Raw genomic sequence first — 24,677 nt, forward strand, 5'->3', positions numbered from 1 at the left:
CGGCCCTAGAGCGCGTCGGCGCCGCGTTCACCGGTGCGGACGCGCACGATCTCGTCGATCGTCGTCACCCACACCTTGCCGTCGCCGATCTGACCGGTGGAGGCCGCCTCGACGATCGCGTCGACCACGCGGGCGGCGTCGATCTCCCCGACGACGACCTCGATGCGCACCTTCGGCACGAAGTCCACCTGGTACTCCGCCCCGCGGTAGACCTCGGTGTGGCCCCGCTGCCGGCCGAAGCCCTGGACCTCGCTGACGGTGAGCCCGGCGATGCCGATCAGCTCGAGGGCGTTCTTGACGTCGTCGAGCTTGAACGGCTTGACGATGGCGGTGACGAGCTTCACGCCCGGCTCCCTTCGGTGGTCACGGTCATGCCCCGGGCCTCGGCGTGCGCCTGGCCGCCCAGGGTCGCGCTGCCGCCCCCGCCCCCGAGGGAGGCGAAGTCGTACCCCGTCTCAGCGTGCACGACGCCGTCGATCCCGCTGACCTCGTGCTCCTCGGAGACCCGGAAGCGCATGGTCTTGGCGATGACGACACCGATCCCCAGGGTGACGACGAACGAGTAGACCAGCACGACGCCGGCACCCAGCGCCTGCCGCCACAGCTGGTCGACGCCGCCGCCGTAGAGGAGTCCGTCGACGCCGGCCGTGGTGGACGCCGAGGCGAACAGGCCCACGGCCAGGGTGCCCCACAGGCCGCCGACGAGGTGGACGCCGACGACGTCGAGGGAGTCGTCGTAGCCGAGCCTGTACTTCAGGCCGACCGCCAGGGCGCAGACCACGCCGGCGACCAGGCCGATGATGATCGCCCCGATCGGCGTCACCGACGAGCAGGCCGGGGTGATGGCGACCAGGCCGGCGACCACGCCGGAGGCGCCGCCCAGCGAGGTGGCGTGGCCGTCACGCACCTTCTCGATCAGCAGCCAGCCCAGCGCCGCGGCGCCCGTGGCGACCAGCGTGGTCACGAAGACCTCGGCGGCCTGCCCGTTGGCGGCCAGCGCGGAGCCGGCGTTGAAGCCGAACCAGCCGAACCACAGGATGCCCGCGCCGATCATCACCAGCGGCAGGTTGTGCGGCCGCATCGGGTCGCGCCCGAAGCCGCGCCGCCTGCCCAGCACCAGGGCCAGCGCCAAGCCCGCCGCACCGGCGTTGATGTGCACCGCGGTGCCGCCGGCGAAGTCGATGGCCAGCAGGTCGTTGGCGATCCAGCCACCGGTCTCGGACTCCGCGCCGTCGAAGGCGAAGACCCAGTGCGCGACCGGGAAGTACACCAGCGTCGCCCAGACGCCGGCGAAGACCATCCACGGGCCGAAGCGGGCCCGGTCGGCGATGGCGCCGGAGATGAGCGCGACGGTGAGGATGGCGAACATCGCCTGGAAGGCGACGAAGGCCATCGAGGGCACCGTGAAGACCAGGCTCTCGGGCTGGAAGCCGCCTTCCAGGCCACTGGTGCCCAGCAGCGAGGAGAGCCCGAAGAACTCCAGCGGGTTCCCGAGCAGGCCGCCGCCGATGTCGTCGCCGAAGGCCATCGAGTAGCCGTAGAGCACCCAGAGCACGCTGATCAGGGCGAGCGCGCCGAAGCTCATCATCATCATGTTGAGGACGCTCTTGGCGCGGACCATGCCGCCGTAGAAGAGCGCCAGACCGGGGGTCATGAACAGCACCAGCGCGGCGCTGGCCAGGACCCAAGCGGTGTCGCCGGTGTCCACGGCAACCTCCTGACGGATCGGTGCGGCCGGCGTCGCGCGCAGGCCGCAGGGGGCGGGGCCGGGACGTCGGGGACGTCCGGGCCGAGGGGCTGACCGGCGCCCCTCGGGAGAGGGGCGACGTGGCGTTCACCGTGCCGTCGGCACGTTTCGGCGACCGGCGCGCCGCTGTTTCCGTGCGGTGAACTCCGGCCCGCGTGTCCGCCCGTCGTGTTCCGGTCGTGTTGCACGGCCCGCCTCCGGCCCCCGTCGCGCCTTGTTGCGAGAGATGTGCAACTGCGACCGGTGTGCAATAAGGTCCCGGTCAGTCGCCCCCCACACACGGTGAGGGCGAGCTCCGAGGAGGCAGCGTGCACGTACCCGACGGGTTCCTCGACGCCCCGACGTCCACGGCCACGGCGGCCGTCGCCGCCGGCGGGGTCGCCCTGGCCCTCCGCGGCGCCCGGCGCGAGCTCGACGAGCGCACCGCTCCCCTGGCCGGTCTCACCGCGGCCTTCGTCTTCGCCGTGCAGATGGTCAACTTCCCCGTCGGCGCGGGCACCAGCGGCCACCTGATGGGCGGGGTGCTCGCCGCCGTCCTGGTCGGGCCGTGGACGGCGGTCCTGTGCATGACCGTCGTCCTCGTCGTGCAGGCGCTGTTGTTCGCCGACGGCGGGCTCACCGCGCTGGGCACCAACGTGACCCTGCTGGGCCTGGTCGCCGTCGCGGTGGGCTGGGGGGCCTTCCGCCTGCTGGCGCGGCTGCTGCCGACGACGCGCGGCGGCGTGCTGACCGCCGCCGGCGTGGGCGCCTTCCTCTCGGTGCCGGTGGCCGCGCTGGTGTTCGTCGGGCTGTTCACGGTCGGCGGCGTCGCCGACGTGCCCGTGGGCACGGTGGCCGCGGCCATGGGCGGCGTGCACGTGCTCATCGGGCTCGGGGAGGCGGCGATCACGGTGGCGGTCGTCGGCGCGGTCCTCGCCGTCCGCCCCGACCTGGTGTACGGCGCCCGGGCGCTGCGCCGGGCCACGCTGCTGGCCGAGCGGCCCGCGTCGGTGCCGGCGGGTGCCCGATGAGCCGCAGGGGCCGCCTGCTGTGGGTGGTGGGCCTGGCCGTCGCCCTCCTCGTGGCCGGCGTGGTCAGCTGGTACGCCAGCGCCTCCCCCGACGGGCTGGAGTGGGCCGCCGAGCGGTCCGGCTTCCTGCACACCGCCGAGGACAGCGCGGCGGCGAGCTCGCCGCTGGCCGACTACGGCGTCTCCGGCGTCGACTCCGAGCGGCTCTCCGGCGGGCTGGCCGGCGTCATCGGCGTCCTGGTGACCCTCGTGCTCGCCGGGGGACTCACCCTCCTGCTGCGCCGCCGCGGCCGGACCGCCGCCACCGCGGGGGACTGACGTGACGGCGGTGCACGGCGGTGTCCTGGGCGCGGCCTACCTCGCCGGGACCAGCCCGGTGCACCGCCTCGAGCCGCACCTCAAGCTCGTCGCCGTCCTCGGCTTCGCGCTGGTCGTCGTGGCCACCCCCGTGCACGCCACCTGGGCCTGGGCGGCCTACGGCGGGTACCTGGCGCTGGTCCTCCTCGCTGCCGCCGTCGCGGGCGTGGGACCGGCCCGGCTCGCCCGGGGGCTGGCGATCGAGGTGCCGTTCGTGCTGTTCGCCGTGCTGCTGCCCTTCGTGGCGCAGGGGCCGCGCGTCGAGGTCGCCGGCGTCGCGCTCTCGGAGAGCGGCCTGGTCGCCGCCGGTGGGCTCCTGGCCAAGGCCACGCTGTCGGTCCTCGCCGCCGTGGTCCTCTCGGCGACCACCGAGCCCCGGGCGCTGCTGGCCGGTCTGGAGCGGCTGCGGCTGCCGTCACTGCTCGTGCAGATCCTGATGTTCATGATCCGGTACGCCGACGTGGTGGGCGGCGAGCTGCACCGGATGCGGGTGGCCCGGGAGTCCCGCGGCTTCGTGGGCCGCAACGTCGGCGCGCTGCGGGTCCTGGGTCCGGCTGCGGGCTCGCTGTTCGTCCGCTCCTACGAGCGCGGCGAGCGGGTGCACCTGGCGATGCTGTCGCGCGGCTACACCGGCCGGATGCCCGGCGCACCGGCCGCCGCGGTGCCCGCCCGGGCGTGGCTGGCCGCCCTCGCCCTGCCGCTGGGTGCGGCCGCCGTCCTGGTGTCCGGTCTGCTGCTCGGGTGACCACCCCCGCGCCGTCGCCGTCGGGCTCCTCGCGTCCGGAGCCCTCCTTGCTCGTCGAGGACCTCGCCTTCGCCTACCCCGACGGGCACCAGGCGCTCTACGGCGTCGACCTGCGCGTCGAGCGCGGCGAGCGGGTGGCCCTGCTAGGGCCCAACGGCGCCGGCAAGACCACGCTGGTGCTGCACCTCAACGGCATCCTCAGCGGTGGACGCGGCAACGTGCACGTGGCCGGGCTGCCGGTCGACCGGCGGAACCTCCAAGAGGTCCGGCGGCGGGTGGGCATCGTCTTCCAGGACCCCGACGACCAGCTGTTCATGCCGACGGTCGGCGAGGACGTCGCCTTCGGCCCGCGCAACCTCGGCCTGCCCGAGCCCGAGGTGCAGGCGCGGGTGGCCGCCGCGCTGGCGCAGGTCGGCATGACCGGGGCCGCCGGCCGGCCGCCGCACCACCTCTCCTTCGGCCAGCGGCGGCGGGTCGCCGTCGCCACCGTGCTGTCGATGCACCCCGAGATCCTGGTGCTCGACGAGCCGTCGTCCAACCTCGACCCGGCCGGACGGCGGGAGCTGGCCGAGGTGCTCGAGTCGCTGCCGGTGACGGTGCTGATGGTCACCCACGACCTGCCCTACGCCCTGCAGCTGTGCCCGCGCTCGGTCGTCCTCGACGGCGGCGTCGTGGTGGCCGACGGGCCGACCCGCGAGCTGCTCGCCGACCCCGACCTGCTGGCGCGCCACCGGCTGGAGCTGCCCTACGGGTTCGACCCCCGCAGCGTGCCCTGACCACCAACCCGTGTGAACCGGGCCGAGCGGGTAGTGCCGAGGCGACCACATCCGTCCGGGGGGAGGACCACGTGGTGGCCGCGGGACAGCAGCGCCGGGGGAACGACGTCGACACGGGGCGACGGGCGCCCGAGGAGCTGCCGGCGCCCGACTTCGCGCGGGTCTTCGACGAGGCGCCGGCCCCCTTCCTGCTGCTGACCCCCGACCTGGTGATCGTGCACGCCAACCGGGCCCGGCTGGAGGCCACCGCCACCACGCTCGACGACACCGTCGGTAGGCACCTGTTCGACGTCTTCCCGCTCAACCCCGACGACCCCGGGGCCGACGGGGTCCGCAACCTGGCCGAGACCCTGGCCCGCGTCCGCGACACCCGCCGGCCGGTGACCATGGCGATCCAGAAGTACGACATCCCGCTCCCCGACGGCACGTGGGAGGAACGCTTCTGGAGCCCGCGCAACGTGCCGATCCTCGACGACGAGGGCCGCGTCGTCCTGCTGCTGCACCGCTCCGACGACATCACCGACTACGTCCGCGCCCGCGACGAGGCCCAGCAGGAGGCCGCCCGCGGGCAGCACCGGGTCGAACGGGTGGAGGCCGACCTCTTCGCCCGCACGCGCGAGCTCGAGCGGCTCAACGCCGAGCTGCGCGAGAGCAGCGAGCGCGAGCGACGCACCGCCGCCTCGCTCGCCGGGCTGGCCGCCACCGTCTCCGCCCTCGCCGCCGCCGAGACCATCACCGAGCTGCTCGGGCTGCTGTTCGACCACGGTCGCTCCGCGCTGCAGAGCGACGCCGCCGCGGTCGCCCTCGCCGGGCCCGACGGCCTCACGCTCACCGAGGACCGGGACGGGCGGCTGGTCTCGGCCGACCTGGACCCCACCTCGCCGCTGCCGATGGCCGTCGCCGCCACCGGGGAGACCGTGCTGGTCCGCGACGCCTGCGCCCGGCCGGACACCGAGGAGGGCCGGCTGGCCCAGGCGCTCGGGCTCCGGTCCTGGGCAGCGCTGCCGCTGCGCGCCGGCGGCCGCCTGCTCGGCTCGTGGACCGTCGGCTGGACCTCTGCGCGGGCCTTCGAGGAGCACGACGTCCGGGTGCTGGAGGCCCACGCCGCGCAGTGCGCCCAGGCCGTGGACCGGGTCAGCCGGCTGGAGGACGAGCGGCGGCGGGCCCGCGAGACCCGCAGCCTGGCCGAGACGCTGCAGCGGTCGATGCTCACCGACCCACCGGAGGCCGACAGCCTGCGCATCGCCGTCCGCTACCGCCCCGCGGCCCGGGAGGCCCAGGTCGGCGGGGACTGGTACGACGCCTTCCTCTCCCCCGACGGCGCCACCACGCTGGTGGTCGGCGACGTCACCGGGCACGACCGGATCGCCGCCGCGGTCATGGGCCAGTTGCGCAACGTGCTGCGCGGCGTGATCCACGCGCTGGACGCCCCGCCGGCCCGTGCGCTGGCGACCCTCGACGGGGCGCTGCCCGACCTGGGGGTGACCACGCTGGTCACCGCGCTGCTCGCCCGCGTGGAGCAGACCCCGGAGGAGGCGGCCTCGGGACGGCGGACGCTGCGCTGGTCCAACGCCGGCCACCTGCCGCCGCTGCTCATCCCGGCCGACGGCACGGCGCAGCTGCTGCAGCGGCGGCCGGAGCTGCTGCTCGGGGTCGATCCGGGGACGCGCCGCACCGACGCCACGGTCCCGCTGCACCCCGGCGACACCGTCGTCCTCTACACCGACGGGCTGGTCGAGCGCCGGGACGCCACCCTCGACGAGGGCCTGGCCCGGCTGGTGGAGGCGGGCACGGAGCTGTCCGGCGTCCCGGTCGAGCAGTTGTGCGAGGCGCTGCTGGCGAGGATGGCCCCGGAGTACGCCGACGACGTCGCGCTGGTCGCACTGCACGTGCACCGGGGAGGTCCGCCGGCCGCGGGGTGAGCACCGGCGGCCCCGGCGACGTGCTGGAACGCCCCCTTGCAGGGCCCCGCCCTGGGCCGGCGAGGGGTGGGAGGACGAGGTCCTCTCTCAGTCGGCCCCGCCGACGAGCGCCTCGGCGAACGCCTCGGGCTCGAAGGGCGCCAGGTCGTCGGCGCCCTCCCCCAGCCCCACGAGCTTGACCGGGATGCCGAGCTCGCGCTGCACCGAGACGACGATGCCGCCCTTGGCGGTGCCGTCGAGCTTGGTGAGGACGACACCGGTCACGGTCACGGCCTCGGTGAACACGCGGGCCTGGACGACGCCGTTCTGGCCGGTGGTGGCGTCGAGGACGAGCAGCACCTCGGTCACCGGTGCCACCTTCTCGACGACCCGCTTGATCTTGCCGAGCTCGTCCATCAGGCCGCCCTTGGTGTGCAGCCGGCCGGCGGTGTCGACGACGACGGTGTCCACCTCACCCTCGACCCCGGTGCGTGCCGCCTCGAAGGCGACCGACGCCGGGTCGGCTCCCTCGCGGCCGCGCACGGTGAGGACGCCGACCCGCTCGCCCCACGTCTCGAGCTGGTCGGCGGCGGCGGCGCGGAAGGTGTCCGCGGCCCCCAGGACGACGCTCTTGCCGTCGCCGACGAGGACGCGGGCGATCTTGCCGACCGTCGTCGTCTTGCCCGCGCCGTTGACGCCGACGACCAGGACGATCCCCGGCCGGCCGTCGTGCCGGTCCACGCCCAGCGAGCGGTCGAGGTCGGGGCCGAGGACGGCTGTGAGCTCCCGGACCAGCAGCCGGCGCAGGTCCGGGCCGGACGCGGTGGCCAGGACCATCGACTGCGTGCGCAGCCGGTCGACGATCTGCTGGGTGGCGGCCACGCCGACGTCGGCCGCGAGCAGGGTCTCCTCGACCTCCTCCCAGTCGTCCTCGGTGAGCCGCTCGCGGGCGAGCACGGTGAGCAGGCCGCGCCCCAGGTTCGACTGGGAGCGGGCCAGCCGCGACCGCAGCCGTACCAGCCGGCCGGCCGAGGGCGGCGGGGTCTCGAAGACCAGGCCCGGTTCGGGGACGGCCGGGGGCAGCTCGACCTCGGGGGGCGCCTCGGGCGAGACGGCGTCCGGCTGGGCCGTCGTCCCCATCCCGCTCGCCGTCGCGCCCGACGGCCGGGGCGGGGCCTCCGTCGTCGGGGTGGGCGGGCGCGGCCGGGTCAGCGTGGTGCCGGCGGCGGCGTCGTCGTCCAGGCGCGTGGTCCGCCGGCCGCGGCCGACGAGCAGGCTCACCCCCAGGATCAGACCGACGAGCAGGATCGCGATCGCGATCAGCACGAACTCCATGGCCCTCAGTCTCCCAGCACCCGTGGTCGGGGTCGGTGCGGAACCCGCGCCGGTGGGCCACCCTGGGCGGCATGCCGCTCCCCGGCCGGGACGACCCGGTCCTCCTCCTCGGTCCCCTGCTGCGGCACGTCGACCCGGTGTCGGCCACCGTGTGGGTGGAGACCGACCGGCCCTGCGAGGTCGAGGTGCTCGGCCGTCGCACCCGCACCTTCACCGTCAGCGGCCACTGCTACGCCCTCGTCGTCGTCGAGGGGCTCGAGCCGGGCAGCGTGACGCCCTACGAGGTGCACCTGGACGGCGAGCGGGTGTGGCCGGAGCCCTCCTCCACGTTCCCGCCCAGCCGGATCCGGACACCGGGCCGGCCTGGGCCGTTCACCGTCGCCTTCGGCTCCTGCCGCTATGCCACCCCGAGCACCGTCGACGTCGCCGAGGGCATCCCGCCCGACGCGCTGGACACCTACGCCGCGCGGCTGACCGGACAGCCCGAGGACACCTGGCCCGACGCGCTGGTGCTGCTCGGCGACCAGGTCTACGCCGACGAGCTGACGCACGCGACCCGCAACTGGCTCGCCCTGCGCCGGCAGCGGCCGGCCCCGCCGGACGCCCAGGTCGACGACTTCGAGGAGTACACCCGGCTCTACGCCGAGTCCTGGAGCGACCCCCAGGTGCGCTGGCTGTTGTCGACCGTGCCGTCGTCGATGATCTTCGACGACCACGAGATGATCGACGACTGGAACACCTCCGCCGCCTGGCGCCGCAAGGTGACCGGGCAGGACTGGTGGACCCGCCGGATCTGCGGCGGCCTGGCCAGCTACTGGGTGTACCAGCACCTGGGCAACCTCAGCCCGCAGGAGCTGGCCGCCGACGCGACCTGGCAGGCGGTCCAGGAGCGCCGGGACGACGCCGAGCCGGTGCTGCAGGCGATGGCCGAGACCGCCGATCGCGATCCGCGCTCGGTCCGCTGGAGCTACGTGCGGCACTGGGGCGAGGCGCGGATGATCGTCATCGACAGCCGGGCCGGCCGCGTCCTCGACGAGGACGCCCGCGGGATGCTCGACGAGGACGAGTTCGCCTGGGTCGAGGCCGCCATGCGCCGCGCCGTCGACGAGGGCGTCGAGCACCTGGTGCTGGGCACCTCGCTGCCGTGGCTGCTGCCGCACGCCATCCACGAGGTCGAGCGCTGGAACGAGACGCTCGTCCGGCGGCACCTGGGCCGTCCCCTCGGTTGGCTGTCCGAGCAGCTGCGGCAGGCCGCCGACCTCGAGCACTGGTCGGCGTTCGGCGACTCCTTCGAGCGGCTGGGCCGGGCGCTGATCGCCCTCGCCCGTGGCGAGCAGGGCCGGGCGCCGGCGACCGCGCTGGTGCTCTCCGGCGACGTCCACCACGCCTACGCCGCCGAGCTGGTCCAGCCCGACGGTCTCACCACCCGTGTGCACCAGCTGACCGTCTCCCCGCTGCACAACCAGGCGCCGCACCCGATCCGCGTGGGCTTCCGGATCGGGTGGAGCCGCTGGGCCCGCCGGCTGACCACGGGGCTGTCCCGGCTGGCGCGGGTCCGCCCGTCGGAGCTGGACTGGGTCAAGCAGGCCGGCCCGTACTTCGGCAACCAGCTCGGCGAGCTGGTCCTGCACGACCGGGACGCCTCGTTCCGGCTGTTCGTCACCGACTGGGACGACGTGGGCCGGGATCGGCTGCAGCTGGTCGCCGACCTGCCGCTGTCCGACCCCGTCCCGGCGGAGGTGACAGGCTGACGCAGGTGAGCGACCCCCTGGGCGCGAGGCCCGCTCCCGGCCCGGACCAGCCGCCGATCCCCGTGCGACTGGTCACCTTCAACACCCACCACGGCGTCGGCGTCGACGGCCGGCACGACCTGCCGCGGCTGGCCACGGTGCTCGCCGCGGCCGACGCCGACCTCATCTGCCTGCAGGAGGTGGACCGCCACTACGGCGGGCGCAGCGAGGACGTCGACCAGGCGCTGCTGCTCTCCCGGGCGCTGGACATGCAGCTGGCGTGGGGTCCGGCGATCGACGAGCCGCGCCGGGACGCGGGGGTGCGCCGCCAGTACGGCAATGCGCTGCTGTCCCGGCTGCCGATCCTGATCAGCGACGTCCACCCGCTGCCCGGCGACGGCGAGCCCCGCAGCGCGCTGCGGACGATGGTCGAGCTCGACGGCGCCGCACTGTGGGTGACGACGACCCACCTGTCCACCCGCTCGCCGGAAGAGCGCAGCCGGCAGATCGCCGCGATCGCGCAGCTGCACACCGAGCCGATGGAGACCGGCGTCCTGGTCGGGGACTTCAACGCCGACCCCGGGGCCCCCGAGCTCGCCACCCTGACCGGACGGTTCACCGACGCCTGGGACCTCGCCCCCGACCGCGAGGACCGGGCCGGCTGGCGGTTCTGGCACGCGCGGCACGGCGGGACGCACCCGGCCCGGCGCCCGCACCGCCGCATCGACCAGGTGTGGGTCTCCCCCGGCGTCGGCGTCGCCCGCGCCCACGTGCTCGACGGCGCCGGCGCCTCGGACCACCTGCCGCTCGTCGTCGACCTGCAGGTGCAGTCGGGGGTCTAGCGTCCTGTCGCGGTGGAGCGCACGCGGTTCGTCGAGGGAGCGGCAGTGGCCGGCGGGTCGGTCGAGGATCTCCGCGGCGCTCCCGTCCCAGGGGACGCCGGGGCCGACCGCGGGGAGCGCCGTCCCCGTGGGTAGGGCCCGCACCCTCGCTGAGGTGTACCGACACTTCGGTCAGGTCGACGCCGCCGGGACGTCGCCGCTGTACGAGCGCGTCGCCGTCGCCCTGAGCGAGTCCGACGAGGCGCTGCGGGCCATCGAGGCGGCGCCGGCGCGCAAGCGGCACCCGAGGGTGATCCTCGCCGCGCTGCACGACCTCGCCCTCGCCGGACGCGCCCCGGCGCTCGCCGCGGCCTGTGCCGCTGCGGACGGCGACGCTGCCGCCGGCGCGGCGATCGACACGCTGCTGCGGATGACCGACTCGGTCGTGGCCATAGCCGTGCGCCGGCAGGTCCGGGCCGACCAGACCGGACGCTGCGCCGTGCTGTACCCGGCCATCGCCGAGGCGGCGCGCCGGGTGGGCGCGGATGCGCTGGGGTTGATCGACGTGGGTCGTCCGGCCGGGCTCAATCTCAACGTGGATCGCGTCGGCATCACGTACGGCGACGGAGGAGCGCTGGGCGACCCGTCATCCCCCGTGCAGCTGTCGTCCTCGATCGTGGGAGACCGGCCCATCCCGACGCGGGCGGTGCCCGAGGTCGTCGCCCGGGTCGTCGTCGACCTCGATCCGCTCGACGTGACCGACGCGGACGACGCCCGGTGGTTGCGCGCCTGCCTGGCGCCGGACCAACCGGCGCGGACCGCGAGGCTCGACGCGGAGATGGCGTTGGCGGCGACGGCTCCTCCGCTGCTGCTGCGAGGGAACGCAGCCGAGGTGGTGCCCGACGCCGTCGCCCGTGTGCCCGCGGACGCCCTGCCCGTCGTCACCACGACGTGGGCGCTGTCGCGCTTCCCGCTCGAGAGCCGCCGGCGCTTCCTGCACCGCCTCGAGGAAGCGGCGGCCGGCCGGGCGGTGGCGTGGGTGTCAGCGGAGGGGGTCGGGGTCGCGCCGACGATCCCGACGCTCGGCGATCGCCGCGCCTCTGGCCACAGCATCATCGGCCTGGCGGTGTTCGACCGGTCGGCTCTGCGCGCCGAGGCCATCGGCCGCTGCTGGTCGCAGGGCCGCGTGCTGGCGTGGCTGGCGGACCCCTGGTGTCCGCGGCCCCGTCCCGGGTCCGCTCCGAGCTCGCAGAGGACGGGGAGGACGGGTCCCCTCCCCTAGGCGGGTTCGGCCTCGCGCAGGCGCTGGCTGATGACGCCGGTGATGCCGTCGCCGCGCATGCTCACGCCGTAGAGCGCGTCGGCGATCTCCATCGTGCGCTTCTGGTGCGTGATGACGATCAGCTGCGAGGTCGCGCGGAGCTGCTCGACGAGGATCAGCAGCCGCCCGAGGTTGACGTCGTCGAGGGCGGCCTCGACCTCGTCGAGCACGTAGAACGGCGAGGGCCGGGCCCGGAAGATCGCCACGAGCAGCGCGACGGCGGTCAGCGAGCGCTCGCCGCCGGAGAGCAGCGACAGCCGCTTGACCTTCTTGCCCGGTGGCCGGGCCTCCACCTCGACGCCCGTGGTCAGCATGTCCTCGGGGTCGGTCAGGTGCAGCCGGCCGTGCCCGCCCGGGAACAGGACGGCGAAGACCTGCTCGAACTCCCGCTGCACGTCGGCGAAGGCCGAGGCGAAGACGTCGTGGATGCGGCCGTCGACCTCGCGGACGACGGTGAGCAGGTCCCGCCGGGTGGCCTTGAGGTCCTCGAGCTGCGTGGCCAGGAAGCCGTGCCGCTCCTCCAGCGCCGCGAACTCCTCCAGCGCCAGCGGGTTCACCTTGCCCAGCGTGGCCAGGTCACGCTCCGCTCTGGCCGCGCGGCGCTCCTGCGCGGCCCGGTCGTAGGGCACCGGAGCGGGCTCGGGGTCGCCGGCGTCCTGCGCGGCAGCGACCTGCGCCGGGGTGGGCGGCACCGGCGCGGCCGGGCCGTACTCGGCCAGCAGGGTGGGCAGGTCGACGCCGTACTCCTCGGCGGCCCGGTCCTCCAGCGCCTCGATGCGGTAGCGCTGCTCGGCGCGGGCCACCTCGTCGCGGTGCACCTCGTCGGTCAGCCGCTCCAGCTCGGCGGTGGCCGCGCGCACGGCGACCCGCACCTCGAGCAGCTCGGCCTCGCGGGCGGTGCGCACGCGGGCCAGCTGGTCGCGTTCGGCGGCCGCCCGCTCCAGGGACGACGCCAGCGCGGTCAGCGCCGTCTCCGCGCCGGACCGCACCCGGGCGGCGACCTGCGCACCGCGCTCGCGGGCGACACGGGCCGCGGCGGCGCGCTCGCGGGCGGCCCGCTCCTGGCGGGCCTGCCGACGCAGCGACTCCGCCCGCCCGGACAGCGCCCGCGCCCGTTCCTCGGCGGTGCGGACGGCCAGCCGCGCCTCGGTCTCGGCCTGCCGCGCCGCGGCCGCCTCCAGCCGCAGCCGGTCCCGCTCGGCGGGGTCGGGCTCCTCCTCGACCGGCGCGGCCTCGGCCTGGGCCAGCCGGTCCTCCAGCCCTGCCAGCGCGGTCCGCACCTGCTCCAGCGCGGCCTCGGCGCGGACCCGGGCGGCCGCGGAGCGCTCGGCCTCGGCAGTGGCCGAGCGGGCGGCCGCGCCGAGCTCGGCCAGCTGCGCGGCGACGGCCGAGCGGCTGCGGTCGGCGGCCTGGCGGGCGGCGAGGGCCTCGTCGACGTCGGCGGAGCGGGTGCGGGCGGTCTCCCGCGCCGCGGCCAGCCGGTCGGCGAGCTCGGCGGCGCGCGTGGCGGCGGCGGTCAGCTCGCGTTCGGCGTCGTCCACCCGGGCGCGGACCTCGAGGCCGGAGGGCGCGTCGGCCTGTCCGCCGACCGACCAGTCCGAGCCGACCAGGTCGCCGTCCGCGGTCACCGCCCGCACCCGCGGGTGACGGACGACGAGGGTGACGGCGGCGTCGAGGGAGGGCACGACGGCGACGCGGTCCAGCGCCCGGTCGAGGGCGGGGTGCAGCTCCTCGGGGGCCTCGACCAGGTCGCGGGCCCAGCGCAGGCCCTCGGGCAGCCGCGGCCAGCCCTCGCGGGGCAGCGCGGGCAGCCCGCCGGTGACCAGCAGCCCGGCCCGGCCGCCGTCGACGTCCTTGAGGTGGGCGAGCGCGGCGGCGGCGCCGGCGACGGAGTCGACGACGAGCGCGTCGGCCATGCCGGCCAGGGCAGCGGAGAGAGCGATCTCCGCGCCGGGCGCGACGGTGACCCGCTCGGTGACCGCGCCCAGCACGCCCGGCAACCCGGCGGCGAGCACCGCGGCGGCGCCGTCGGCCGGGGCCAGGCCCTGGGCGAGCGTGTCGCGCCGGGCCTGCGCGGAGGCGCGGTCGCGCTCCGCTGCCCGTTCGGCGGCGGCCAGCTCGGTGACCGTCCGGGCCGCCGCGGCGTGCGCGGCGACGGCGTCGGAGTGGGCGGTGACGAGTGCGACGTCGCCGTCCTCCTGCTCGGCGACCGCCTCCCGGCGCTCGGCCAGCCGCTCGGCGGCGACCTCGGCCCGGTCGGCGGCCTCGCCGGCGGCCAGCGCCAGGCGCTCGATCTCCGACTCCCCCGCGGCGACGCGCGAGCGGGCGGCGGCGACCTGCCCGGAGAGCCGGGCCAGGCCCTCGCGGCGGTCGGCGAGCGCGCGGGCGGCGGCGACCCAGGCCCGCTCGGCCTCGGCGAGCGCGGCCTCCACGTCGGTGCGGGCGGCGACGGCCGTGGCCAGCCGGCCCCGCTCGGCCGCCAGACCGTCGGCGAGCTGGACCTCGGTGGCGGCGACGCGGTCGGCCTCGGCCTCGAGCTGGTCGGGGTCCCGGCCGGCGGCGGCCGCGGGCGGTGCGGCGGAGAGGTGGCGGTGCCGTTCGGCAGCCAGCTGCGCGATGCCGCGGAAACGCTCGGTGAGGGCGGAGAGCCGGTACCAGGTGTCCTGGGCGGCGGCCAGCACCGGGGCGTTCACGGCGAGCTCCGTCTCGAGCGCCGACTCGCGCGCCGACGTCCGCGCCAGCTCGGCCTCGACGACGGCGCGGCGCTGCCGGGCGGCGGTCTCGTCGGCGACGTCCTCGTCCAGCGCGTCGCGCAGCTGCACCAGGTCGTCGGCGAGCAGCCGCAGCCGCGCGTCACGCAGGTCGGCCTGCACGCCGGCCGCGCGGCGGGCGACCTCGGCCTGCCGGCCCAGGGGCTTGAGCTGGCGGCGCAGCTCGGCGGTGAGGTCGGCCAGCCGGTCGAGGTTGGCCTGCATCGCGTCGAGCTTGCGGAGCGCCTTCTCCTTGCGCTTGCGGTGCTTGAGGACGCCGGCGGCCTCCTCGATGAAGGCGCGGCGGTCCTCGGGGCGCCCGGAGAGCACGGCGTCGAGCTGCCCCTGGCCGACGATGACGTGCATCTCGCGGCCGATGCCGGAGTCGCTGAGCAGCTCCTGGACGTCGAGCAGCCGGACCTTGTCCCCGTTGATCTCGTACTCGCTCTCCCCGGAGCGGTACATCCGCCGGGTGATCGAGACCTCGGTGTAGTCGATCGGCAGCGCGCCGTCGGCGTTGTCGATGGTGAGCGTCACCTCGGCCCGGCCGAGAGCGGGGCGGCCGGCGGTGCCGGCGAAGATGACGTCCTCCATCTTGCCGCCGCGCAGGCTCTTGGCGCCCTGCTCGCCCAGGACCCAGGCGATGGCGTCGACGACGTTGGACTTCCCGGAGCCGTTGGGGCCCACGACGGCGGTGATCCCCGGCTCGAGGCGCAGGGTCGTCGCGGACGCGAAGGACTTGAAGCCCTTCAGCGTCAGGCTCGAGAGATGCACGGGATCAGGTACTCAGCCGTGGCCCCGTCCTCAGCTCCCGGGGGGAGAGGACGTGGCCCTCCTGCAGGGTCCCGCCGCGAGCTCGCGGGTGGCGGGGGGCAGAAGGGTCCTTCTTCAGGCGAGAGCCGGCTCGGCGTTGTCGCCGGCCATGCTCAGCAGCTCGTGGGCGATCGCGGCGTCGCGCTGCGCGCGCAGCTCCTCCAGTTCCTGCTCCAGCCGGCGCACCCTGGCCCGCAGGACGGCGTTCTCCTCGAATACTCGGAGCTCCGCGGGGGTGACGACGTGACCGAACAGGGCCTTGGCCATGGCGACAACGGCCTTTCGACTTCGTGAGGGGATGACCTGCGCCCCGTACGACGGTCGGCGCGGTCCGTGTGTTCCCAGGGTGACAGGCCCTGACACGCAGGTCAACGGGCACACTCCAACCCTCCCGTGTCAGGTGGGTGTCACGTTGGTCACGCCGTCGTGAACCCCGTGCTCCCCCGGACCGGCTCGTTCCGGACGTCGACCGCCGTCACCGCACCGGGCGCCTCCGGGCCCTGCAGATCGGCCAGGACGGCGGCCACCGCGGCGTCGGGGCCCTCGAGCACCACCTCGACGCGCCCGTCGGGCAGGTTGGTCGCCGAGCCCGCCAGCCCGGCCGCCGCAGCCCGTCCGCGGACGTACCAGCGGTAGCCGACGCCCTGCACCGAGCCCGATACCAGGGCCACGAGCCGACGCCGCCCGTCCTCCCCGCTCACCATCCCCATGGTCCGCTCCAGCGGAGCGCTCCGCTCCCCGCTCGTCGTTCGCTGACGGGATCCCGCCTGCGTCCGCTCACGGTCGGCGGGCTCTCGGGCGCGGCTGGCACCGCGGGCAGCTGTAGCTGGAGCGGTTCATGAACGGCTCGCGCACGATCGGCGTCCCGCAGCGCGGGCAGGGCCGGTCGGCCTGGCCGTAGACGGCGAGGAAGCGGGAGAAGTAGCCGCTCTGCCCGTTGACGTCGACGTAGAGGGAGTCGAAGGAGGTGCCGCCCTGTGCCAGCGCCTCGCCGAGGACGTCGCGGACGCCGTCGAGCAGGTCGGTGACCTGGGTCCGGGTGAGTCGGTCGGTGGGCCGGTTGCCGTGCAGCCGCGCCCGCCACAGCGACTCGTCGGCGTAGATGTTGCCCACCCCGCCGATCAGCGTCTGGTCCAGCAGCGCCCGCTTGACCTCGGTGTGCCGACGGCGCAGCGCCGCGCTGAACCCGTCGGCGTCGAAGCTCTCGTCGAGCGGGTCGATGGCGATGTGCGCCAGCCGGCTCGGGATCCGGTCCGCGACGGCTCCGCCCGCCCCACCGTCCCCGGCGCACTCCTCCACCGCCAGTCCGCCGAACGTGCGCTGGTCGACGAAGCGCAGCTCCCGGCCGCCGTCGGTGAAGGTGAACCGGGCGCGCAGGTGCGTCTCGTCGGGCTGGGCCGGCTTCTCGACCAGCAGCTGGCCGCTCATCCCGAGGTGCGCGACGAGCGCCTGCCCGGCAGGGGTGCCGTCGACCTCGGCCAGCGGCAGCCACAGGTACTTGCCGCGGCGGTGGGCGGCGGTGAGGGTGCGCCCGGTCAGCGCGGCGGTGAAGTGCTCGACGCCCTCGAGGTGGCGGCGGACGGCGCGCGGGTGGTGCACCTCGACGGTGGCGACGGTGCGCCCGGCGACCCAGCGCTCCAGACCGCGCCGGACCACCTCGACCTCGGGCAGCTCGGGCACGGCGGCTCAGCTCGCGGAGGACTCGACCGGCAGGGCTGCGATGGCCGACGCCCCGCCGTTCGACGCCCGGCCGTTCGACGCCCCGACGTCAGGCGCCCCGACGTCCGGCGTCCCGCCGTCCGGGTCCACGCCGTCCGGGTCCACGCCGTCCGACAGGGCACGCCAGGCGGCCTCGGCGGCCTCCTGCTCGGCGGCCTTCTTGGTGCGCCCGGCACCACGGCCGTGGACCGTGCCCGAGAGGACGACGGCGGCGGTGAAGGTCTTGGCGTGGTCGGGACCGGTGTCCTCGACCACGTAGGTCGGCGCGCCCAGCCCGAGCCGCGCACCCAGCTCCTGGAGGCTGGTCTTCCAGTCCAGGCCGGCCCCGCGGGTGGCGGCCTGGTCGAGCAGCGGGTCGAACAGCCGGTGCACGATCGTCCCCGCGACGTCCAGGCCCAGCCCGACGTGGACGGCGCCGATGAGGGCCTCGACCGCGTCGGCGAGGATCGAGTCCTTCTCCCGGCCGCCGGTGGTCTCCTCGCCGCGGCCCAGCAGCAGGTGCGGCCCCAGGCCACCGTCGCCCAGGCGGCGGGCGACGCCGGCCAGCGAGGTCATGTTGACCACCGAGGCGCGCAGCTTGGCCAGCCGGCCCTCGGGGAGTTCGGGGTGGCGCCGGTAGAGCTCGTCGGTGACGACCAGGCCGAGCACCGAGTCCCCGAGGAACTCCAGCCGCTCGTTGGTCGGCAGGCCGCCGTGCTCGTAGGCGTAGGAGCGGTGGGTCAGCGCCAACGCCAGCAGGCCGCCGGGCAGCTCGACACCGAGGGCGTCGAGGAGCCAGGCGGCCGCGCGGTCGGCGTGTGCCGCACCCGTCGGGGAGCGGCCGGCAGCCCCGCCCGGAGCGGGCTGGGTACCGGTGGCCGTCGTCCCCACGGCTGCTCCTGCCGGGGTCAGACCGAGAGGACCTGACGGCCCGCGTACTGCCCGCAGTTCGGGCAGGCCTGGTGCGGCGGCTTGAGCTGGCCGCAGGCCCGGTTCGGGCACGGCGTCAGGGTCGGCGCGGAGGCCTTCCACTGCGAACGCCGGGCACGGGTGTTGGCGCGGGACATCTTCCGCTTCGGGACGGCCACGTCAGTTCTCCTCTGGGTTGTCCGCGCCGGGGGTGCCCGGTGCGGAAGCGAAACGGTCGGCTTGCGAGGCACCGAAGCGTTGAGCCAGCCCGGCCCAGCGCGGGTCGAGCTGCTCGTGCGTGTGGTCGGCGGGCAGGTCGTCGAGCCGCTGCCCGCAGTCGACGCACAGGCCGGCGCAGTCCTCGGTGCAGGTCGGCGCCAGCGGGAGGCTCAGGACGACGAGGTCGCGGACCATCGGCTCGAGGTCGAGGTGCTCGCCCTCGACGCGGCGGACCTCGTCCTCCTCGCTGGTGGCCTCGGTGGTGCTGCCCTCGTAGGCGAACAGCTCCTGGACGTCGAGCTCGAGGCTGTCCTCGATCGGCTCCAGGCACCGCGCGCACGAGCCGACCACGGGGACGTCGACCTCGCCGGAGACCAGCACGCCCTCCATCACCGACTCCAGCCGGAGCTGCAGGTGGACCTCCGCGCCTTCCGGGACGCCGATGAGCTCGACCCGCCAGTCCGCGGGCGCCGGCAGCGTGCGCTCGATCTCATGCATCGAGCCGGCGCGGCGGCCGAGCTCGCGCAGGTCCACGAACCAGGGGTTGGCGGCGGGACGCCGGGCGTCCTTGGACGCGGCGCCTGGGCGGGGCGGCGGTGCGGCAGGCATGTCGGTACTCGCGGTAGGCAACGGGGAGGTGGCCGGCCGGGGCGCGTGGACCTCCGGCGGTCGGACCAGGGACCCAGACTACCCGATGGGCGGGCCGGCCCGTCCGGCCCGGAGTGGCCCCCTCCCGGGGACCCGCCGGCCCCGTCCCGGATCCCGTCCCGAGCGCGGTGACGGTCTGGAACGGCCCCGCGTCAGGGCCCCGTCCCGAGCGCGGTGACGGTCTGGAACGGCCCCGCGTCAGGGCCCCGTCCCGAGCGCGGTGACGGTCTGGAACGGCCCCGCGTCAGGGCCCCGTCCCGAGCGTGCGAGGGATGGGGGGACGCGGGGTCCTTCTACTGCTCGCGGAGGCTGGCCCGTGCCTTCTCCACCGAGCGCAGCATCCGCTCCAGCGTGCCGCCGAAGTCGGCCAGGCGGGTGTCGACGTACTCGTCGACCTCGGTGCGCATCCGGGCGACGTCGGCCGCGGTCTGCGCGCCGAGCTCGTCGGCGCGGTCGACCGCTCCCCGGTAGACCTCCGTCTCGCTGACCAGGCGCTCCTGCTCGGCCTGCGCGGCCGCCAGGATCTCCGCCGCCTGGGCCTGCGCGTCGGCGATCAGCGCCTCGTGGTGCCGGCGGGCCTCCTCGACGATCTGCTCGGCCTCCTCCTCGGCCCGGGCGAGCAGGTCCTCGGCCTCGGACTGGGCGCGGGCGAGCAGGTCGTCGCGCTGCCGGCGGGCCGTGCCGAGGATCTCCTCACGCTGCCGGCGGGCCGCGCCGACCACCTGCTCGGTCTCGCTGCGGGTGCGGCCGGTCAGCCGCTCGGCCTCGGCCTGCGCCTGCTGGAGGATCTCGGTGCGCTGCTCGACGATCGCGCCGGCCTTGTGCACCTCGGCGGGCAGGTTCTCCCGGAGGTCGTCGAGCAGGTCGAGCACGACGTCGCGGGGCACCATGCAGGAGCCACCGGACATCGGCACGCTGCGGGCGTTCTCGATGACGCTGCTCAGCTCGTCGACGGTCTCGTAGAGCCGGTAGACGACCTCCGTCACAGCCCCTCCTCGCCGGCGCTCGTCGGAGTCGCGCCCGGTGATGCCGTGTCCCTGCGGCTCGCGAGCTCGGTCACGTCCCCTGCTCCCGGTGCACGGTGAGCCGCTCGTGCACGGCCTTGGGGACCAGTCCGGAGACGTCGCCGCCGAAGGTGGCGATCTGCTTGACCAGGCTCGAGGACAGGTGGCCGACCTGGGGGGCGGTGGGCACGAAGAGCGTCTCCACCCCGGCCAGCTCGCGGTTCATCTGCGCCATCTGCAGCTCGTACTCGAAGTCGCTGACCGCGCGCAGCCCCTTGACGATCACCGGGATGTCGTTGGTGCGGCAGTAGTCGACGAGCAGGCCCTGGAAGCTGTCGACGGTCACGTTCGGGACGTCGGCGACCGCGTCGCGCAGAAGCGCGATGCGCTCGTCGACGCTGAACAGCCCGGCCTTGCCGGGGTTGACCAGGACGGCGACGACCAGTTCGTCGTAGAGGGCCGCGGCCCGGGTGATGACGTCGACATGGCCGTTCGTCACGGGGTCGAACGACCCGGGGCAGACCGCTCGCCTCACGGACAGCGACCGTACCGGAGCACGGCCTCGCCGTAGCGGCGGTCGCGCAGTCCGCGCAGGGGTGTCGGCCACTCGAAGGGTGCCTCGCGGCTGGAGCGCTCGACCACGACGACGGCGTCCTCGGCCAGCCACTTCCCCGCGACCAGCGCCTCGAGCACCCCGAGGACCTCCCGCAGCGGCGTGGCGTACGGCGGGTCGGCGAGCACGAGGTCGAAGCGGGCCGGCGGCGGCCCGGCGACGACGGTGGGCACCGAGCCGGACACCACGCGTGCGCCGGGGAGGCCGACCGCGTCGATGTTGGCGCGCAGCACCGGCAGCACCCGCGGGCCGTTCTCGACGAACACGACCTGGGCCGCGCCGCGGCTGAGCGCCTCCAGGCCCAGGGCGCCCGAGCCGGCGTAGAGGTCCAGGACGGTCGCGCCCTCGAGGTCGGTCAGCGTGGAGAGGCTGTTGAACAACCCCTCCCGGGCGCGGTCGCCGGTGGGCCGCACGCCCGAGGGCGGGACCTTGAGCCGCCGTCCGCCGGCGCTGCCTGCGACCAGCCGCGTCACGTCAGGCCTTCTCCAGGTACTCGGCCCGCTCGTCGGTGGCCAGCGCGGCCACCTCCATGGCCAGGCCCGGGAAACCGGCCAGACCGCGGTCGGTGTCCAGCAGGGCCGTGGCCTCGGCGCGGGCCTCGGCGATGAGCTGCTCGTCCTCCAGCAGCGACAGCAGCTTGATGCCCGAGCGGCGTCCGGACTGCGCGGCGCCGAGCACGTCGCCCTCGCGGCGGGTCTCCAGGTCCAGCCGGGCCAGCTCGAAGCCGTCGGAGGTGCCGGCGACGGCGGCCAGCCGCTGTCCGGTGGCCGAGGTGGTGGGCGCCTCGGAGACCAGCAGGCACAGCCCCTGGTGCTTGCCCCGGGCGACCCGGCCGCGGAGCTGGTGCAGCTGGCTGACCCCGAAGCGGTCGGCGTCCATGACGACCATCACGGTGGCGTTGGGCACGTCGACGCCGACCTCGACGACGGTGGTGGCGACCAGGACGTCGACCTCGCCCGCCGCGAAGGCGCGCATCCGCGCCTCCTTGTCCTCCGGGGTCATCCGGCCGTGCAGGACCTCCAGGCGCAGCCCGGCCAGCGGCCCGGCGCGCAGCTCCTCGGCGACGTCGAGGACGGCCAGCGGCGGACGGCGTCCCGAGCCCTCCTCCGCCGGCACGCCGTCGGCGTCGTCGGGCTCCTCCTCGGTGGCCGCGTCCTCGCCGATGCGCGGGCAGACGACGTAGGCCTGGCGGCCGGCGCCGACCTCCTCGCGCAGCCGCTCCCAGGCGCGGTCGAGCCAGGCCGGCTTGTCCCGGACCGGGACCACCGAGCTGGCCACGCCGCCGCGCCCGCCGGGCAGCTGGCGCAGCGTGGAGGTCTCCAGGTCGCCGTAGACGGTCATCGCCACCGTGCGCGGGATCGGCGTGGCGGTCATGACCAGCACGTGCGGAGGCCGGTTGCCCTTGGCCCGGAGCGCGTCGCGCTGCTCGACGCCGAAGCGGTGCTGCTCGTCGACGACGACCAGGCCGAGGTCGGCGAAGTCCACACCCGCCTGCAGCAGCGCGTGCGTGCCGACGACGATCCCGGCGCTGCCGTCGGCCACCGCGGCGCGCCCCTCCCGCCGCGCGGCGGCCTTCTGCGAGCCGGTGAGCAGCACGACGCGGGTGCCGGCCGGGTCGCCGTCCAGCTCGCCGGCGCGGCCCAGCGGCCCCAGCATCGCGTCGATGCTGCGCGCGTGCTGGGCGGCGAGCACCTCGGTGGGCGCCAACAGCGCGGCCTGCCCGCCGGCGTCGACGACCTGGGCCATCGCCCGCAGCGCGACGACGGTCTTGCCCGCACCGACCTCGCCCTGCAGCAGCCGGTGCATGGGCTGCTCGCGGGCCAGCTCGGCGGCCAGCTCCTCCCCCACCTCGCGCTGGCCCTCGGTGAGCGCGAAGGGCAGCGCGGCGTCGACGGCGTCCAGCAGGCCGCCGGGCCGCCGGGGCCGGGCGACGCCGGGCTCCAGCGCGGCGGCGCGGCGGCGGGCGGCGAGGGTCAGCTGGAGGGTGAGCGCCTCGTCCCACTTGAGCCGGTACGCGGCGTGCTCGACGTCGTCGTCGGAGGTCGGCCGGTGGATGTCGAGCAGCGCGGCCGGGAGGCTCGGCAGCCCGTGCCGGGCGCGCAGTTCCCCGGGCAGCGGGTCCTCGACGAAGCCGAAGCCGCCGGAGGTGTCGAGCAGCAGCTTCACCGAGCGCTGGATCACCCAGCTGGAGACCTCCTTGGTGGCCGGGTAGATCGGGATGAGCGCCCGCGCCCAGTCCTCGTCCTCGTCGTCCCCGGTCATGAGGTGGCAGTCGGGGTGGGCGAACTGCAGCCGGCTGCGGTACTCGCTGACCGTCCCGGCGAACAGGCCCCAGGCGCCGGGTACCAGCCGCGTGTGCCGGTGGTTGAAGAAGACCAGCTTCATCGTCCCGGCGCCGTCGCCGACGGTGACCTCGGTGAGGGTGCCGCGCCGCTGCCGCATGGGGCGGCTGTCGACCGACCGGACCTGGGCCAGCACGGTCACCCGGTCGCCGACCTGCAGGTCGTCGAGGCGGGTCATCTCGCCCCGCTTGGCGTAGCGGTGCGGGTAGTGCCGCAGCAGGTCGCGCACGGTGTGGAGACCCAGCGACTCCGCCATCGCCTTGGCGGTCCGGGCGCCGAGCACCCGGTCCAGCCGGGTCGTCATCCCCACGGCCATCACTCCACCCCCACCTGCAGCGGGACCCCCTCGGGCGCGCCCTCGTAGCGGCAGACCTCGACCGTCGGGTGCCTACCCGCGAGGTGCGCGCACACGGCGTCGGCGAGGGCGGCGTCCGGGCCCACGACCAGGGTGACCAGCTCCCCGCCGGCCGACAGCATGCGGTCGAGCAGCTCGCAGGCGACGGCGACCGGCTCCCCGCCGATCAGCAGGACGTCGCCCTCCGCCGAGCCGAGCACGTCGCCCGGCGCGCAGCGGCCCGCGCTCGTCAGCGCCTCCTGGTCGGCGACGGTGACCTCGGCCCAGCGGGTGGCCGCGGCCGCCTCGGCCATGGTGATGACGTCGTCGCCGAAGCGCCGGGACGGTTCGGCGACGGCCAGGGCGGCCAGGCCCTGCACCGGCGCCCGGGTGGGGACGACGGCGACGTCGCGGCCCTCCTCGCGAGCCCGCTCGGCGGCGCGGGAGGCCAGCGCGGTCAGCATCGGGTCGTTGGGCAGGACGACGACGCCGGCAGCGCCGGAGGCCACGACCGCGGCGAGCACGTCGTCCTCGGTCACGCTCTCCGGCCCGGAGGCGACGACGGTGGCGCCCTCGTCGCGGAACAGCTCGGCGAGCCCGCCGGCGGGGACGATCGCCACGACCGCCCGCGCGTCGGGCGCCGGCGCCGGTGGGCGCACCGGGGCCAGCGGGGTGACCGAGATGCGGTACGGGCGGCCGGCCTCGATGCCGGCCTCGATCGCGGCGCCGACGTCGGCGACGTGCACGTGCACGTTCCACTCGCGCCCGCCCGGGGTGTCGACGCCGACGAGGACCAGGCTGTCGCCGAGAGCGGCCAGCCGCTCGTGCAGCCGGGCAACGGCGGCCTCGTCGCTGTCGGCAAGCAGGTACTGGACCTCGCTGCCCGGCCCGGCGGGCGGCTGGTGCGGCAGGTCGCCGTGGTCGTGGGCGTGGTGGTGACCGCGCTCGGGCCGGCGGGCCAGCGACGGGCGGTCGGGCTCGACGCCGGTCACCGTGGTCACCAGCGCGTCGAGGACGAGACACAGGCCCGCTCCCCCGGCGTCCACCACGCCGGCGTCGCGGAGCACTGCCAGCTGCCCCGGCGTCGCCTCGAGGGCCGCGCGGGCGCCGTCGGCCGCGACCCGCACGACCTCGCCCAGGGCGGTGCGCCCGGAGGCGACCGCGGCGACCGCCGCCTCGGCACCGGCACGGGCGACCGTGAGGAACGTCCCCTCCTCGGGGTCGGCGACGGCGCCGTAGGCGGTGTCGGCGGCCTTCTGCAGGGCCATGGCGAGGGTCGGGCCGTCGGCCGGGGGTTGGCCGGCGAGCTGGTCGGCCAACCCGCGCCACAGCTGGGCGAGGATGGTGCCGGAGTTGCCGCGGGCGCCCAGCACCGCACCGCGGGCCAGCAGCGCCCACGCGGGCTCGGTGCGGTCCTCCCCCGCCTCGTCGAGCGCGGCGAGGGCGGCCTCGGCGGTGGCCAGCAGGTTCGTGCCGGTGTCCCCGTCGGGGACGGGGAAGACGTTGAGGTCGTCGATGCGGCCGCGGGCAGCGGACAGGGCGGCGACCGCGGCCCGGCACCACTGGCCGACCGCGGCGTCGTCGAGCGCCGGCAGCACGGCCGGA

The 24,677-nt window shown here is 75.8% G+C and carries 23 protein-coding genes; 8 read left to right on the forward strand and 15 right to left on the reverse strand.

Annotated features, from left to right (window positions below; all coding sequences use genetic code 11):
* Positions 1-5: 5 nt before the first annotated feature.
* Together ACWIX3_RS23140 and ACWIX3_RS23145 are read right to left on the reverse strand one after the other, a co-directional pair.
* Entirely contained in the window at positions 6-344 is a 339-nt protein-coding gene (locus ACWIX3_RS23140; RefSeq protein ID WP_097208882.1) for a P-II family nitrogen regulator, read from the reverse strand.
* The gene (locus ACWIX3_RS23145; protein WP_448609691.1) at positions 341-1,708 is read right to left on the reverse strand and encodes an ammonium transporter; all 1,368 of its coding nucleotides are present in this window, start codon (positions 1,706-1,708) and stop codon (positions 341-343) included. Before ACWIX3_RS23145 ends, ACWIX3_RS23140 begins: the two co-directional genes overlap by 4 nt.
* A gap of 347 nt (positions 1,709-2,055) precedes the next feature.
* On the opposite strand from ACWIX3_RS23145, the gene ACWIX3_RS23150 reads away from it, so the two are divergent.
* The 5 genes from ACWIX3_RS23150 (at position 2,056) to ACWIX3_RS23170 (ending at position 6,556) form a co-directional block, all read left to right on the forward strand.
* Positions 2,056-2,757, forward strand: a complete 702-nt coding sequence (locus ACWIX3_RS23150) for an energy-coupling factor ABC transporter permease (RefSeq protein ID WP_448609692.1) — start codon at positions 2,056-2,058, stop codon at positions 2,755-2,757.
* On the forward strand, positions 2,754-3,074 hold the full coding sequence (locus ACWIX3_RS23155; RefSeq protein ID WP_448609693.1) for a PDGLE domain-containing protein: 321 nt from the start codon (positions 2,754-2,756) through the stop codon (positions 3,072-3,074). The genes ACWIX3_RS23150 and ACWIX3_RS23155 overlap by 4 nt, the downstream gene beginning before the upstream one ends.
* A 1-nt stretch (position 3,075) precedes the next feature.
* Positions 3,076-3,858 carry a cobalt ECF transporter T component CbiQ gene (gene cbiQ, locus ACWIX3_RS23160; protein ID WP_448609694.1) on the forward strand — a complete coding sequence of 261 codons (783 nt, stop codon included), beginning with the start codon at positions 3,076-3,078 and terminating at the stop codon, positions 3,856-3,858.
* Positions 3,855-4,634 (forward strand): energy-coupling factor ABC transporter ATP-binding protein, encoded by a 780-nt coding sequence (locus tag ACWIX3_RS23165; protein ID WP_448609695.1) that lies wholly within the window; start codon positions 3,855-3,857, stop codon positions 4,632-4,634. Before cbiQ ends, ACWIX3_RS23165 begins: the two co-directional genes overlap by 4 nt.
* 71 nt (positions 4,635-4,705) lie before the next feature.
* Positions 4,706-6,556, forward strand: coding sequence for a SpoIIE family protein phosphatase (locus ACWIX3_RS23170; protein ID WP_448609696.1), 1,851 nt, complete (start codon positions 4,706-4,708; stop codon positions 6,554-6,556).
* Between the two features lie 87 nt (positions 6,557-6,643).
* Here the strand turns inward: ACWIX3_RS23170 and ftsY are convergent, their stop codons facing one another.
* Complete coding sequence (gene ftsY, locus ACWIX3_RS23175; protein ID WP_448609697.1) at positions 6,644-7,870, reverse strand: signal recognition particle-docking protein FtsY; 1,227 nt, start codon at positions 7,868-7,870, stop codon at positions 6,644-6,646.
* Between the two features lie 71 nt (positions 7,871-7,941).
* Between ftsY and ACWIX3_RS23180 the strand changes: the two genes are divergently transcribed.
* The 3 genes from ACWIX3_RS23180 to ACWIX3_RS23190 all read left to right on the forward strand — a co-directional run bounded on the left by ACWIX3_RS23180 (position 7,942) and on the right by ACWIX3_RS23190 (position 11,703).
* A complete protein-coding gene (locus ACWIX3_RS23180; protein ID WP_448609698.1) occupies positions 7,942-9,621 on the forward strand; it encodes an alkaline phosphatase D family protein in 1,680 nt (559 codons plus the stop codon).
* 5 nt (positions 9,622-9,626) lie between these two features.
* Entirely contained in the window at positions 9,627-10,442 is an 816-nt protein-coding gene (locus tag ACWIX3_RS23185) for an endonuclease/exonuclease/phosphatase family protein (protein ID WP_448609699.1), read from the forward strand.
* A gap of 154 nt (positions 10,443-10,596) precedes the next feature.
* Positions 10,597-11,703, forward strand: coding sequence for a DUF2332 domain-containing protein (locus ACWIX3_RS23190; RefSeq protein WP_448609700.1), 1,107 nt, complete (start codon positions 10,597-10,599; stop codon positions 11,701-11,703).
* Here the strand turns inward: ACWIX3_RS23190 and smc are convergent.
* From smc to ACWIX3_RS23250, 12 genes are all read right to left on the reverse strand, one after another.
* On the reverse strand, positions 11,700-15,266 hold the full coding sequence (gene smc, locus ACWIX3_RS23195; RefSeq protein ID WP_448609701.1) for a chromosome segregation protein SMC: 3,567 nt from the start codon (positions 15,264-15,266) through the stop codon (positions 11,700-11,702). The two genes, ACWIX3_RS23190 and smc, sit on opposite strands and share 4 nt — an antisense overlap.
* Positions 15,267-15,380: 114 nt before the next feature.
* Positions 15,381-15,572, reverse strand: coding sequence for a hypothetical protein (locus tag ACWIX3_RS23200; RefSeq protein ID WP_448609702.1), 192 nt, complete (start codon positions 15,570-15,572; stop codon positions 15,381-15,383).
* Between the two features lie 149 nt (positions 15,573-15,721).
* Positions 15,722-16,015, reverse strand: coding sequence for an acylphosphatase (locus ACWIX3_RS23205; protein WP_448609703.1), 294 nt, complete (start codon positions 16,013-16,015; stop codon positions 15,722-15,724).
* Between the two features lie 67 nt (positions 16,016-16,082).
* Positions 16,083-16,985: a bifunctional DNA-formamidopyrimidine glycosylase/DNA-(apurinic or apyrimidinic site) lyase gene (mutM, locus tag ACWIX3_RS23210; RefSeq protein WP_448609704.1), complete on the reverse strand. Its 903-nt coding sequence runs from the start codon at positions 16,983-16,985 to the stop codon at positions 16,083-16,085.
* A gap of 6 nt (positions 16,986-16,991) precedes the next feature.
* Positions 16,992-17,894 carry a ribonuclease III gene (gene rnc / locus ACWIX3_RS23215; RefSeq protein ID WP_448609705.1) on the reverse strand — a complete coding sequence of 301 codons (903 nt, stop codon included), beginning with the start codon at positions 17,892-17,894 and terminating at the stop codon, positions 16,992-16,994.
* Positions 17,895-17,911: 17 nt separating this feature from the next.
* Positions 17,912-18,091, reverse strand: a complete 180-nt coding sequence (gene rpmF / locus ACWIX3_RS23220) for a 50S ribosomal protein L32 (protein ID WP_091212451.1) — start codon at positions 18,089-18,091, stop codon at positions 17,912-17,914.
* 1 nt (position 18,092) lies between these two features.
* Entirely contained in the window at positions 18,093-18,740 is a 648-nt protein-coding gene (locus ACWIX3_RS23225) for a YceD family protein (protein ID WP_448609706.1), read from the reverse strand.
* Positions 18,741-19,072: 332 nt separating this feature from the next.
* A complete protein-coding gene (locus ACWIX3_RS23230) occupies positions 19,073-19,765 on the reverse strand; it encodes a hypothetical protein (protein ID WP_448609707.1) in 693 nt (230 codons plus the stop codon).
* A 70-nt stretch (positions 19,766-19,835) separates the two neighbouring features.
* Positions 19,836-20,318 carry a pantetheine-phosphate adenylyltransferase gene (gene coaD, locus ACWIX3_RS23235; RefSeq protein WP_448609708.1) on the reverse strand — a complete coding sequence of 161 codons (483 nt, stop codon included), beginning with the start codon at positions 20,316-20,318 and terminating at the stop codon, positions 19,836-19,838.
* Positions 20,315-20,869: a 16S rRNA (guanine(966)-N(2))-methyltransferase RsmD gene (rsmD, locus tag ACWIX3_RS23240; protein ID WP_448609709.1), complete on the reverse strand. Its 555-nt coding sequence runs from the start codon at positions 20,867-20,869 to the stop codon at positions 20,315-20,317. The genes coaD and rsmD overlap by 4 nt, the downstream gene beginning before the upstream one ends.
* A 1-nt stretch (position 20,870) precedes the next feature.
* On the reverse strand, positions 20,871-23,054 hold the full coding sequence (gene recG / locus ACWIX3_RS23245; RefSeq protein WP_448609710.1) for an ATP-dependent DNA helicase RecG: 2,184 nt from the start codon (positions 23,052-23,054) through the stop codon (positions 20,871-20,873).
* Complete coding sequence (locus tag ACWIX3_RS23250; protein ID WP_448609711.1) at positions 23,054-24,670, reverse strand: DAK2 domain-containing protein; 1,617 nt, start codon at positions 24,668-24,670, stop codon at positions 23,054-23,056. The genes recG and ACWIX3_RS23250 overlap by 1 nt, the downstream gene beginning before the upstream one ends.
* Positions 24,671-24,677: the final 7 nt, after the last annotated feature.

This window comes from Geodermatophilus sp. URMC 60, from assembly GCF_053502585.1.